This is a genomic window from Klebsiella terrigena (genome assembly GCF_006539725.1).
Lineage (GTDB): Bacteria > Pseudomonadota > Gammaproteobacteria > Enterobacterales > Enterobacteriaceae > Klebsiella > Klebsiella terrigena.
This window is the reverse complement of the sequence record NZ_BJNO01000014.1, coordinates 137,865-149,313: the sequence shown is the minus strand read 5'-3', so window position 1 is coordinate 149,313 and position 11,449 is coordinate 137,865. Positions and strand designations below refer to the sequence as shown.

Annotated in this window: 13 protein-coding genes and 1 tRNA gene; 7 read left to right on the top strand and 7 right to left on the bottom strand. The window is 54.7% G+C overall.

Features of this window, described 5'->3' with window-relative positions:
• Positions 1-155: 155 nt before the first annotated feature.
• Positions 156-959, top strand: a complete 804-nt coding sequence (gene dkgB / locus RTE01_RS16445; RefSeq protein ID WP_041144157.1) for a 2,5-didehydrogluconate reductase DkgB — start codon at positions 156-158, stop codon at positions 957-959.
• A 34-nt stretch (positions 960-993) separates the two neighbouring features.
• Here dkgB and yafC read toward each other — a convergent pair whose 3' ends face one another.
• Complete coding sequence (gene yafC, locus RTE01_RS16440; protein WP_041144158.1) at positions 994-1,896, bottom strand: DNA-binding transcriptional regulator YafC; 903 nt, start codon at positions 1,894-1,896, stop codon at positions 994-996.
• 104 nt (positions 1,897-2,000) lie between these two features.
• Between yafC and RTE01_RS16435 the strand changes: the two genes are divergently transcribed.
• The 3 genes from RTE01_RS16435 (at position 2,001) to RTE01_RS16425 (ending at position 4,944) form a co-directional block, all read left to right on the top strand.
• The gene (locus RTE01_RS16435) at positions 2,001-3,188 is read left to right on the top strand and encodes an MFS transporter (protein ID WP_141335189.1); all 1,188 of its coding nucleotides are present in this window, start codon (positions 2,001-2,003) and stop codon (positions 3,186-3,188) included.
• Positions 3,189-3,291: 103 nt separating this feature from the next.
• On the top strand, positions 3,292-4,089 hold the full coding sequence (locus RTE01_RS16430; RefSeq protein WP_115194019.1) for an endonuclease/exonuclease/phosphatase family protein: 798 nt from the start codon (positions 3,292-3,294) through the stop codon (positions 4,087-4,089).
• 84 nt (positions 4,090-4,173) lie between these two features.
• Positions 4,174-4,944, top strand: coding sequence for a class I SAM-dependent methyltransferase (locus RTE01_RS16425; protein ID WP_115193529.1), 771 nt, complete (start codon positions 4,174-4,176; stop codon positions 4,942-4,944).
• Positions 4,945-4,988: 44 nt separating this feature from the next.
• Here the strand turns inward: RTE01_RS16425 and mltD are convergent, their stop codons facing one another.
• Entirely contained in the window at positions 4,989-6,356 is a 1,368-nt protein-coding gene (gene mltD / locus RTE01_RS16420; protein ID WP_141335187.1) for a murein transglycosylase D, read from the bottom strand.
• A gap of 71 nt (positions 6,357-6,427) precedes the next feature.
• Positions 6,428-7,183 carry a hydroxyacylglutathione hydrolase gene (gloB, locus tag RTE01_RS16415; protein ID WP_134525269.1) on the bottom strand — a complete coding sequence of 252 codons (756 nt, stop codon included), beginning with the start codon at positions 7,181-7,183 and terminating at the stop codon, positions 6,428-6,430.
• Positions 7,184-7,216: 33 nt separating this feature from the next.
• Here gloB and RTE01_RS16410 point away from each other — a divergent pair, with 33 nt between their 5' ends.
• A complete protein-coding gene (locus RTE01_RS16410) occupies positions 7,217-7,939 on the top strand; it encodes a class I SAM-dependent methyltransferase (protein ID WP_115193526.1) in 723 nt (240 codons plus the stop codon).
• On the opposite strand, the gene rnhA is transcribed toward RTE01_RS16410, so the two are convergent.
• Complete coding sequence (gene rnhA / locus RTE01_RS16405; RefSeq protein ID WP_165973098.1) at positions 7,936-8,514, bottom strand: ribonuclease HI; 579 nt, start codon at positions 8,512-8,514, stop codon at positions 7,936-7,938. The genes RTE01_RS16410 and rnhA overlap by 4 nt on opposite strands.
• Here rnhA and dnaQ point away from each other — a divergent pair.
• Both dnaQ and RTE01_RS16395 read left to right on the top strand, forming a co-directional pair.
• Entirely contained in the window at positions 8,468-9,199 is a 732-nt protein-coding gene (gene dnaQ, locus RTE01_RS16400) for a DNA polymerase III subunit epsilon (protein WP_195709810.1), read from the top strand. The genes rnhA and dnaQ overlap by 47 nt on opposite strands.
• 134 nt (positions 9,200-9,333) lie before the next feature.
• Positions 9,334-9,410, top strand: a tRNA-Asp gene (locus RTE01_RS16395).
• Between the two features lie 63 nt (positions 9,411-9,473).
• On the opposite strand, the gene RTE01_RS16390 is transcribed toward RTE01_RS16395, so the two are convergent.
• Genes RTE01_RS16390 through RTE01_RS16380 form a run of 3 tightly spaced genes read right to left on the bottom strand, consistent with a single transcriptional unit; the run spans position 9,474 to position 11,278 of the window.
• Entirely contained in the window at positions 9,474-9,899 is a 426-nt protein-coding gene (locus RTE01_RS16390) for an ion channel (RefSeq protein ID WP_123550935.1), read from the bottom strand.
• Position 9,900: 1 nt separating this feature from the next.
• The gene (locus tag RTE01_RS16385; protein ID WP_255313536.1) at positions 9,901-10,176 is read right to left on the bottom strand and encodes a hypothetical protein; all 276 of its coding nucleotides are present in this window, start codon (positions 10,174-10,176) and stop codon (positions 9,901-9,903) included.
• Positions 10,169-11,278, bottom strand: coding sequence for an AI-2E family transporter (locus RTE01_RS16380; RefSeq protein WP_134525270.1), 1,110 nt, complete (start codon positions 11,276-11,278; stop codon positions 10,169-10,171). The genes RTE01_RS16385 and RTE01_RS16380 overlap by 8 nt, the downstream gene beginning before the upstream one ends.
• Positions 11,279-11,449: the final 171 nt, after the last annotated feature.

The following is an 11,449-nucleotide window of genomic DNA, read 5'->3' as shown; positions in this document are numbered from 1 at the left end:
AAAGCCCTGAGCATTTGCTCAGGGCTTTTTCTTTTTTCGTCGTACTATTGTTGCTGTTTCAGCAAAAATCCTCTGCATTTATCGATCTTTTTCCCTTCTGATGCATCAGCCATAATGTTCTCAATGAGTTAACACTAAGTAAAAAAGAGGAATTTATGGCAATCCCCGCATTTGGTCTTGGAACCTTCCGTCTGAAAGATGATGTGGTTATCGCGTCGGTAAAAACGGCGCTGGAACTGGGCTACCGTACTATTGATACCGCCCAGATCTATGATAACGAAGCGGCCGTTGGCCAGGCCATCGCTGAAAGCGGCGTGGCGCGTGATGAGCTGTTTATCACCACCAAGATCTGGATCGAAAACCTGAGCAAGGGCGCGCTCATTGCCAGCCTGAGAGAGAGCCTGAAAAAACTGCGTACTGATTATGTCGATCTGACGCTGATCCACTGGCCTTCGCCGGGCGATGCCGTTGCCGTTGAAGAGTTTATGCCGGCGCTGCTGGAAGCTAAAGAGCTGGGGCTGACTCGACAGATCGGGATTTCAAACTTCACGATTCCGCTGATGGAACGCGCGATTGCTGCCGTCGGCGCTGAAAACATTGCTACCAATCAGATTGAGCTATCCCCCTACCTGCAGAACCGCAAGACTGTAGATTGGGCGACGGCGCACGGTATCCATATCACCTCGTACATGACGTTGGCATATGGTAAGGCACTGAAAGATGAAGTTATTTCAGGTATTGCCGCGAAGCACAGCGCAACGCCTGCGCAGGTGATACTGGCCTGGGCTTTGGGAGAAGGCTACGCGGTGATCCCGTCTTCAACTAAACGTGAAAATCTGGCGAGCAACCTGAAAGCTCAGGATCTGCAGCTGGATGAGGAAGATCGTACTGCGATCGCCGCGCTGGATTGCAACGATCGTCTGGTTAGCCCGGAAGGTCTTGCCCCCGAGTGGGATTAAAATAACCCACCCTCTGTAGCCTTTATTTAACCCTCTACAGCTCCTTCGGGAGCTGTTTTACGTGCTCGCTGAGAAAATCAATAAACGCCCTAATCCGGGTACTGACCGCTCTGTCGCTGTAATAAACGGCGCTAAAGGGCATTTCTACCGGCAGCCGCTTGTCGGCAAGAAGCTCGACAAACTCTCCGCTCGCAATCTCCTGATTCACCATATAATCCGATAAACAGGCGATGCCGTTACCGGCCAGGCACAGCTGCTTGATGGTTTCCCCACTATTGGAGGATATCTCGCAGCTGACTTCCAGCAGCTGACCATCGCAGCAGGAGACTGGCCAGGTATTTAGTGAAAGGGGTTCAGTAAAACCCAGGCACTGATGATCTTTAAGGCTGGCTACATCCTGCGGCGTGCCGTGGCGGGAGAGGTAGTCAGGTGAGGCGATGATTTTGCGGTAGCTGTTAAACAGCGGCCGGGCGCGCAGGCTGGAATCCGTCAACGTACCCGCGCGGATCGCAACATCAACCTTACGCTCAATCAGGTTGATGAAGGTTTCTGACGACACCAGCGCGAGGGTCATTTCTGGATAGCGCTCGCGAAAAGGCTTCACCAGCGGCATCAGAAAGTGGAGCATCACCGGGGTGGCGGCATCTACCCGCAGCAATCCTCTTGGCGTCGTCCGCGTTTCCAGAAGCTCATTTTCCGCCGCCGCCATCTCCTGAAGCACCACCTGCATACGGCGAAAGTAGCGTTCTCCCTCCTCGGTCAGGCTTAGCTGGCGAGTCGTTCGGTTAAGCAGGCTGACGCTAAGCTTTGATTCCAGCTTTTTTACCGCCCGGCTGACGGCGGAGTTTGCCTGTCCCAGCTGTTCCGCCGCCCGGCTAAAGCTTCCGCTTTCCACCACGGCGACAAAGATGGCAATCTCTTCTGATGTTGCTCTCATTATTGCACCTGTAGCAAAATTCTATTGAGACTTTGATAGTTTTTGTTATTTAAGCATCCCTGCATACTACGTGTCATCTTAATCCTGATGCTACGGAGTAAATTATGCCACTGGCGCTACTTGCCTTAACTATCGGTGCCTTTGCGATTGGTACCACCGAGTTTGTAATTGTCGGCCTGGTGCCGACGATCGCAGAACAGCTGGCCATCTCACTGCCTTCAGCGGGTCTGTTGGTTTCTATCTACGCGCTGGGCGTTGCGATCGGCGCCCCGGTGCTGACGGCGCTGACCGGCCGCATGCCGCGCAAACAGCTGCTGCTGGCGCTAATGGTGCTGTTCACTGCCGGCAACCTGCTCGCCTGGCAGGCGCCGGGTTATGAAACGCTGATTTTCGCCCGCCTGCTTACCGGCCTGGCGCATGGCGTGTTCTTCTCGATTGGTTCTACCATTGCGACCAGCCTGGTGCCTAAAGAGAAGGCCGCATCGGCGATTGCCATCATGTTTGGCGGTCTGACCGTGGCGCTGGTCACCGGGGTGCCTATCGGTACCTTTATCGGCCAGCATTTCGGCTGGCGTGAAACCTTCCTTGCGGTTTCCATCCTTGGCGTGATTGCGCTGGTGAGCAGCCTGATTCTGGTGCCGAACAATATTCCGGGTCGGGCCAGCGCCAGCCTGCGCGATCAGATGCAGGTGTTAACCCATCCGCGCTTGCTGATCATCTATGCCATTACCGCCCTGGGATATGGCGGCGTCTTCACGGCGTTTACCTTCCTCGCACCAATGATGCAGGACCTTGCCGGTTTCAGTTCGTCTGCGGTGAGCTGGATTTTACTGGGCTACGGTGTTTCAGTGGCGTTGGGTAACGTCTGGGGCGGCAGGCTGGCCGACAGACACGGAGCGGTAGCCGCACTGAAGATTATCTTTGCTGCGCTGGTTGTGCTGCTGCTGGTGTTCCAGCTGACGGCCAGTATCCAGTATGCTGCGCTGGCAACGGTGCTGGTGATGGGAATCTTTGCCTTCGGCAACGTGCCGGGCCTGCAGGTCTATGTCGTACAGAAAGCGGAACAGTACACGCCCGGCGCCGTCGACGTTGCCTCCGGCCTTAACATTGCCGCTTTTAACGTCGGTATCGCTTTAGGCTCTATTATTGGCGGACAAACCGTAGAGCGCTATGGCCTGGCCGAGACGCCGTGGATTGGCGCGGTAATTGTGTTGGCTGCGCTGCTGCTGGTCATACTGAGCGGTCGCCTGGATAAATCTCGCCCGGCAAAGGCGGTTTCCGTCGAAGGATAAAGGTTTCTCGCGAATTGCATTGAAAGTGCATACGAAAATCCCTATAACAGAATAACCGGCCGCAGTCAGGCCGGTTTCATGTTATCGAGGTTTGATGCCTAAATTGCGAAAGAATACTTATGCTATGCGCTATGTCGCCGGACAGCCTGCGGAGAGAATTTTGCCTCCGGGGTCGTTTGCAAGCCTTAGCCATGGTTTCCCGCCAGGCGTCCCTTTAAGCAGCGATGAGAAGATCCGCGTGCTGGTGTGGAATATCTTTAAACAGCAGCGGGCCGAGTGGAAGTCAGTGCTGAATAATTTCGGTAAAGACGCCCATCTGGTGCTGTTACAAGAGGCGCAAACGACGCCCGAACTGGTCAGATTCGCCACGACCAACTATCTGGCCGCCGATCAGGTTCCCGCACTCGTTCTGCCTCAGCACCCCTCTGGCGTCATGACGCTGGCTTCGACTCATCCGGTCTACTGCTGCCCTCTGCGCGAACGCGAACCCATTTTGCGTCTGGCTAAATCGGCGCTTGTGACCGTCTACCCGCTGCCGGATATGCGTTTGCTGATGGTGGTGAACATCCATGCGGTTAACTTCAGCCTTGGGGTTGATGTCTACAGCAAGCAGCTGTTACCTATCGGCGACCAGATAGCGCACCACAGCGGCCCGGTTATTATGGCCGGCGACTTTAATGCCTGGAGCCGACCGCGCATGAATGCGCTCTATCGCTTTGCCCGCGAAATGTCGCTGCGCGAGGTTCGTTTTTCTGACGATCAGCGCCGCCGCACCTTTGGTCGCCCGCTCGATTTTGTGTTCTACCGGGGATTAAGCGTGCACGATGCCTCGGTGCTGGTCACCCGCGCCTCCGATCACAATCCGCTACTCGTCGAATTCAGTCCCGGCAAGCCTGATTAATTAAGGTACGTCAGGCCTGCCATGGGGCGGGCCTGCGCAAGCAAGGTGCTGCCTTTATTATTCAAACAACCGAAGGACAACATAATGACAACACGCTCTCACCATGACAACGTCGAAAAGCAGTTTGGCTCACAGGCCAGCGCTTACCTGACCAGCGCCGTACACGCATCGGGACGCGATCTGCAGCGGCTGGCCGAGCGGCTGGCTGATTTCCCCGCTGCGCAGGTTCTCGATATGGGCTGCGGCGCCGGGCATGCCAGCTTTGCTGCGGCCGGGCAGGTGGCAGGGGTAACGGCATATGATTTATCCAGCCAGATGCTGGACGTTGTGGCGCAGGCCGCCCAGGATAAAGGTTTTTCCAATATAAGGACCCAGCAGGGCTATGCGGAAACACTGCCCTTTGCGGCGGACAGCTTTGACGTGGTGATTAGCCGCTATTCTGCCCATCACTGGCATGATGTTGGCCAGGCGCTGCGCGAGGTCAAACGCGTTCTCAAGCCGGGTGGGGTGCTGATTATTATGGACGTCATGTCACCGGGACATCCGGTTCGTGACGTGTGGCTGCAAACGGTTGAAGCGCTGCGCGATACCTCTCACGTTCGCAACTATTCCAGCGGAGAGTGGCTGGCGCTGGCGAACGATGCCGGGCTGGTCACGAATAGTTTATCGACCGACCGCCTGCCGCTGGAGTTCAGCTCATGGGTGGCGCGTATGCGTACGCCGGAGGCGCTGGCAGCAGCGATTCGCCTCTATCAGGATAGCGCCTCGGCAGAGGTAAAAGCCTACTTTGCCTTACAGGACGACGGCTCCTTTACCAGCGATACCATCATGTTTGAAGCGCATAAAGCGGTATAAAAAGAAAAGGCACCGGGAGACGGTGCCTTTTTTTATCAGGTATATCAGGAATCCGGCCGGCCGCTATTTTTTACAAACAGCGTGAGCTGATCGCCCGGTTTCAGGTCATCGGTGCCGTTGTTCCAGCGCATCACATCACGAATATTCACGCCATGTCGTTTTGCGATGCTCGACAGCGAGTCGCCTTTGCGTACGCGATAGGTGATGCTATCGCTGTTGTTCGCAAGACGCGTCGCGCTGCTACCGGCGCCAACTACCAGCTCCTGGCCCGCTTTCAGCCCGGATCCGCGCAGATTATTCCACTGCTGCAAATCTTGCGTCGATACGCCGAGACGTGAGGCGATCCCGGAAATGGTATCGCCTGAACGAACCTTATAGCTGCGGCTGGTCAACGGCGCGTTGGCCGCGAGCTGCGTTGGCTGTACGGCAGCAATGTCGCCAGAGGCCAGAGACTCACGCAGCTGAGCGGCATGTTTCTGTGGCACCATCACGTACTTCGGCCCGTTCGCGCCCAGGGTTGATCCCTTTACTCCGGCGTTGAATGTCTTCAGCTTGCCGACGGGCATTCCTGCCATATCGGCCAGTTGGCTAATATCAACCGGACTATCGAGGCGAACTCGCGCCAGCGCACGGCTTTCGTCTGCCGTCGGCAGCTTCACACCATAGCGCTTGCTGTTTTTGAGAATATCGCTCAAAGCCAGCATCTTAGGTACGTAAATCTTGGTTTCCTGTGGTAATGAAAGCGACCAAAAATCAGTGGGCTTGCCGCGTGATTTATTCGCTTTCATTGCCTTCAGTACCCGGCCTTCACCGCTGTTATAAGCTGCGACGGTCAACAGCCAGTCGCCGTCAAACATCTTATTCAGACGCTGCATCATGTTCAGCGCCGCCGTAGTAGAGGCGACGACGTCACGACGCGCATCGTAGCTGCGGGTCTGCTTTAAACCATAATTGCGCCCGGTGCTCGGAATGATCTGCCAAATGCCTGCGGCATTGGCGCCAGACGTTGCATGCGGGTTAAAAGCGCTCTCCACTATGGGTAGTAATACCAGTTCCATTGGCATGTTACGTTTCTTAACTTGCCCGGCTATCCAGTACATATACGGCTCTGCCCGTAAAGTTACATCGTGGAGATAGCTCTTATTACGTAAGTACTTCTGTTTCTGTTCGCGAATCCGGGTATTTTCCGGAATTCCCATCTTTAGCTCGTCGCCTATGGAAGTCCACAGATCCTGGTCTTGCGCGTAGAAGGTTCCATCATCTAACCAGCGCGCTTGACTTGTGAACTTACCTGCTTCCCCTTGACCAGCTGCAGAAAGGCTCTGTGCGTGCTGTTGAACGTTGCCATCGTGATTAGACGATTGGCACCCCGCCAGCAGGACAGAGACGAGTAAAATCGCTCGTGCCTTCATGTGTGTGTCAATAGTTGCTTAAAAGACGAGCAAGAATAACGGTGAAGTTCGCGAATGACAAGAGTTAAATGTCAGAAGTCATCTTTCTTTGACCTTAACCACGCGAATCGCTGTGCAGAGTGTTGCAAATTTGTTTCTTTGGATATTTCTTTAATTAAATCATCATCATCCGTGCGTAAAAATAAATTTATACGGCGCTCATTTTTGAGAATTACCGGTAGTGTCATTTGGTTTTTTGCACGTAACTCATTAACTTTATGGTAGTAATCATTTATAGCCATATCCTGTGGCAGGATACTCAGAGCAAACTTCATATTTGCTAAAGTATACTCGTGTGCGCAACATACCAGCGTATCGTCTGGGAGCGCCGCTATTTTCTTAAATGATTGATACATCTGCTCTGCCGTCCCTTCGAAGAGTCTGCCGCAGCCGCCGGAAAACATTGTATCGCCACAAAATAGATAAGGTTCACTGTAGAAACAGATGTGTCCTAAAGTGTGACCTGGCGTGGAGAAAATAGAAAATTCGTGGCCTAAAACAACGACCCGATCGCCGTCGGCAACGAGACGCGTCGTTCCCTTATCCTGGGTTTCTGCCGGTCCGTAAACCACGATGTTGGGGAATTTTTCGCACAGTTGTTTCACGCCGCCAACGTGATCGTGGTGGTGGTGGGTGAGAAAAATGGCCTCCGGCTGCCAGCCGTGCTCCGCGATAGCGGCCAGCACGGGCGCCGCTTCGCCAGGATCGACGATCAAACAGCGGCCGTTATCCGCGCTAAGAACCCAGATGTAGTTGTCCTGAAATGCAGGAATGCTGATAAGATTCATTTATTACCCCTAAAAGCGTAGCGGAAGGTTGCGATGAAGCCGGCAAGGATATCTCAGATAGTCACAGCGCCAGAGCATTGGTCCAGTATGCCCTGGGGCGAATACTATCGCGAATCGCTGGAGCGGCAGATGAAACCGTGGCTGGCTAAGCTATATGGCTTTCATTTACTTAAGATTGGCAATCTGAGCGCGGAAATCAATACCGAATCCTGCGCTATCTCGCATCAGGTGAACGTTTCGCTTCAGGGCACGCCGATTCAGGTTCAGGCCGATCCCCTCCATCTGCCTTTTGCCGAAAAGTCGGTTGACGCCTGCCTGCTGGCGCATACCTTGCCCTGGTGTAGCGATCCCCACCGCCTGCTGCGCGAAGCCGACAGGGTGCTGATTGATGACGGCTGGATAATTATGACCGGGTTTAACCCCGTGAGCCTGATGGGCCTGCGCAAGCTGATGCCGGTATTGCGTAAAACGGTGCCGTACAGCAGTCGGATGTTTACGCTAACGCGCCAGCTGGACTGGCTGGCGCTGCTCAATTTTGAGGTGCTGCACTACGGCCGTTATCAGGTGCTGCCCTGGTCCCGACACGGCGGCAAGATGCTCAGTACCCACCTGCCGGCGCTGGGCTGTCTGCAGCTGATTGTCGCCCGCAAGCGCACGATCCCGCTCACGCTCAATCCGCTGAGGTCGGGAAAAGCGAAGACCCGGCTGCGTCAGACGGTAGGGGCCACGCGACAGTCGCGAAACGGGCAGAACTAACGTTCCGGCTGGTAACCGACATCGTCCTGGGTAGGGCTGGAGGCGGCAGCGCGAGCCAGCTCGTCGCAGCGTTCGTTTTCCGGATGACCGGCGTGTCCTTTGACCCACTCCCACTTAATCTGGTGCTGACCAAGCGCGATGTCCAGGCGCTGCCACAGATCCACATTTTTGACCGGCTTTTTATCCGCCGTTTTCCAGCCGCGCTTTTTCCAGTTGTGGATCCACTGGGTGATCCCCTGACGCACGTACTGACTGTCGGTGCTAAGGACGACTTCACACTGCTCTTTCAGCGCTTCCAGCGCAACGATGGCCGCCATCATCTCCATGCGGTTGTTGGTCGTGAGGTTATAGCCTTCGCTAAAGATTTTTTCCTTCCCGCGATAGCGTAAAATAGCGCCGTAGCCGCCGGGTCCTGGATTTCCCAGGCATGAACCGTCGGTGAAAATTTCTACCTGTTTAAGCATCTCTGGTAGACTTCCTGTAATTGACATCGATATGTAAACGGCAAGTCTGACATAAATGACTGATATGAGCACTGCAATTACGCGACAGATTGTTCTCGATACTGAAACCACTGGTATGAACCAGCTCGGTGCGCATTACGAAGGACATAAAATCATCGAGATTGGTGCGGTGGAGGTGATCAACCGCCGCCTCACCGGGAATAACTTCCACGTTTATCTCAAGCCGGACCGGCTGGTGGACCCTGAAGCCTTTGGCGTTCACGGGATTGCCGATGAGTTTCTGATGGATAAGCCGGTGTTTGCTGAGGTCGCCGATGAGTTTATGGACTATATCCGTGGGGCGGAGCTGGTCATCCATAACGCATCGTTCGATATCGGCTTTATGGACTATGAGTTCGCCAAGCTCAAGCGCGATATTCCCAAAACCAATACCTTCTGCAAGGTCACCGATAGCCTGGCGCTGGCGCGGAAAATGTTCCCCGGCAAGCGTAACAGCCTCGATGCGCTGTGTTCACGTTATGAAATAGATAACAGCAAGCGAACGCTGCACGGGGCGTTGCTCGATGCCCAGATTCTGGCCGATGTCTATCTGATGATGACCGGCGGCCAGACGACGCTGGCATTTTCGACGGAAGGCGAAGGGCAGATGCAGGCAGGAGAGATGGGAATACAGCGCGTTGTTCGGGCGGCCAGCAGGCTGCGCGTCGTTTACGCCTCTGATGACGAGCTGTTAAACCATGAATCGCGGCTCGATTTGGTGCAAAAGAAAGGCGGAAGCTGCCTGTGGCGGAGCTGATACGCCGCAATACGCTGTAAAAATAGGCGGGTGGGCGATTTTTACAGCAAATGGTTCAAAAGTGAAGAAAAAGCGTTGACGGAGTTAGCGGTAATCCGTAATATTCGCCTCGTTCCCAAGGGAACAGTGAAAGTGGAGCGGTAGTTCAGTCGGTTAGAATACCTGCCTGTCACGCAGGGGGTCGCGGGTTCGAGTCCCGTCCGTTCCGCCACTATTCAGAAAGCCTGAATCAGCAATGATTCAGGCTTTCGTCGTTTTAGCGATGCCATCTTATTCATTTCATATATTTCAATTGCTTGCGGATATGATGCTGCAAAACAGCCAGCATGCATGCCCCGGACAGGCCAATCATCAACGCGCCGTTGACCGCTTCCAGCGGGCCGAGAAGCTTCCACCTGGCACTCATCACGATATCGCCGTAGCCTAAGGTGGCGAAATTAACGCCCGAATGGTAAACCGCATCCAGCAGTACGCGAAACTCTCCCAGCCACAAGAAAAGCCCGGCCCACAGCAGAATCTGCAGCAGGTTCCCCATCAGGATAATCATGATGGTGCCAAAAAGCGCCAGCACGCCGGCAGTAAAGCCTTCTTTACTGCGAAATCGCCTGATGTAAAAGCGGATACACCACACTGAAACAATCGACTGCAGAAGCATATTGCACAGGATAATCGGCACTCCCGCCAGCAGCGGTAGCAGCATGTTAGCCTCCGGGAGAGGGTTCTGTCGAAGTGGGAGAGAGGATGCCCCAGCGTTCAAAGATGGCGATCCAGGCCCAGCCGTACAGCGCGATGGCGATAAATAACGCGCAGCGCATCGCGGCGGCGTTCCACACGTCTTTGCCGGAGGCGCTGTCCAGATGGCCGGACCAAACAGGATCGGGCTGGTTATCCAGGCGTTGCTCCAGAAAGCGGGAGAGTAGCGGCTGGCAGGCGCTGCCGATCGGCAGAAAGCACTCAGCTCTCCCCTCATTACGCATCTTTGGCGACTGGGCTGGCGTGGGCTTGGCCCTCGTCGACCCAGGTCATAAAAATACGATAACCGATGGAAAGCAGGGTTGCCCCGATAAACATCCCAAGAATGCCGCTGGTCGCCATGCCGCCTAATGCGCCCAGCAGGACTACCGGCATCGGTGCGTCAACGCCGCGCCCGAGCATTAGCGGCTTAAGGACGTTATCGGCCATGCCGGCCACGATCAGCACAATAGAGTAGAGGACGTTCATTCCGGTGCCGTGGTCGCCGATACTCCACATCAGCGCGATTGCCGGGGCGGTCACCAGAATGACGGGGATTTGGGCGATCCCGAGGATCAGCGCCAGGATAAAGAAGATCCCGACCGCCGGGATCCCGGCGATAATCATGATGATGCCAACCAGCAGCGCCTGAATAAGCGCAACGCCGATAACGCCCTGCGCGACGGCGCGAATGGTGCTGGTACAGATCCGGGTTAAGGTCAGGCCTTTCTTCTCATCGGTGATACGAATCGCAATCCGCCTCGCGCTGTTGGCGCCAGCGCTACCCCAGGCCATCATAATGCCCGCAACGATGAAGGAGAGGATAAAGCCGATGAGTCCGCCGCCCATGCTGGCCAGAATGCCCAGCACCTGCCTGGCAATTTCACCGATCTGGGTGCGGTAGCTGTTTATCAGCCCGGGTAAATCCATCGACGCTTTTAGCCATAGGGCGCTGATCTTCTCCCCGACGACGGGGATCGTGGCGATATGGGCTGACGGTGGGGGAATGGCGAAGCTGCGGCCGCTCATCTTATCAATCAGCGCGCTGACGCTCTCTCCCAGAGAGCTTATCATTAGCACCGTCGGCGCCACGATCAGCAGAATGCCAAGCAACACCAGTATTGTGGAGGCCCAGCCCTGTTTTCCGCCGAGCCGGGCGGCAAAATATTGATGGAGCGGATAGAGCGTGACCGCCAGAATAACGGCCCAGAGCATCATATTCAGGAACGGAGAAAATACGGTATAGCAGAAGGAGGCTAATGCCAGGATAAGCCCAAACCGAATGAACATATCCATAAAACGGGCAACCAGTCTTTTTTCAACAATAAGCAGATTATCATTTTCCATGATGGTTTGTTCTCGCTGAGAATGCGCACACAACCGCTCCGGCCAGTTTTACAAACCAGGCCAGTATTTGAGATGGAATCGTTTAAAAGTTGCTGAAAGTTATTTGAAAACCGTTCTCGTTATTGTTGAATTTTATCCATTTTATTAGTGTAGAACAGAAAGTAATCCTGC

Excerpts from the sequence above, each read along its gene's own strand:
- dkgB (WP_041144157.1), top strand. The coding sequence starts at position 156 with ATGGCAATCCCCGCATTTGGTCTTGGAACCTTCCGTCTGAAAGATGAT.
- yafC (WP_041144158.1), bottom strand. The coding sequence starts at position 1,896 with ATGAGAGCAACATCAGAAGAGATTGCCATCTTTGTCGCCGTGGTGGAA.
- RTE01_RS16435 (WP_141335189.1), top strand. The coding sequence starts at position 2,001 with ATGCCACTGGCGCTACTTGCCTTAACTATCGGTGCCTTTGCGATTGGT.
- RTE01_RS16425 (WP_115193529.1), top strand. The coding sequence starts at position 4,174 with ATGACAACACGCTCTCACCATGACAACGTCGAAAAGCAGTTTGGCTCA.
- mltD (WP_141335187.1), bottom strand. The coding sequence starts at position 6,356 with ATGAAGGCACGAGCGATTTTACTCGTCTCTGTCCTGCTGGCGGGGTGC.
- gloB (WP_134525269.1), bottom strand. The coding sequence starts at position 7,183 with ATGAATCTTATCAGCATTCCTGCATTTCAGGACAACTACATCTGGGTT.
- RTE01_RS16410 (WP_115193526.1), top strand. The coding sequence starts at position 7,217 with ATGAAGCCGGCAAGGATATCTCAGATAGTCACAGCGCCAGAGCATTGG.
- dnaQ (WP_195709810.1), top strand. The coding sequence starts at position 8,468 with ATGAGCACTGCAATTACGCGACAGATTGTTCTCGATACTGAAACCACT.
- RTE01_RS16390 (WP_123550935.1), bottom strand. The coding sequence starts at position 9,899 with ATGCTGCTACCGCTGCTGGCGGGAGTGCCGATTATCCTGTGCAATATG.
- RTE01_RS16385 (WP_255313536.1), bottom strand. The coding sequence starts at position 10,176 with ATGCGTAATGAGGGGAGAGCTGAGTGCTTTCTGCCGATCGGCAGCGCC.
- RTE01_RS16380 (WP_134525270.1), bottom strand. The coding sequence starts at position 11,278 with ATGGAAAATGATAATCTGCTTATTGTTGAAAAAAGACTGGTTGCCCGT.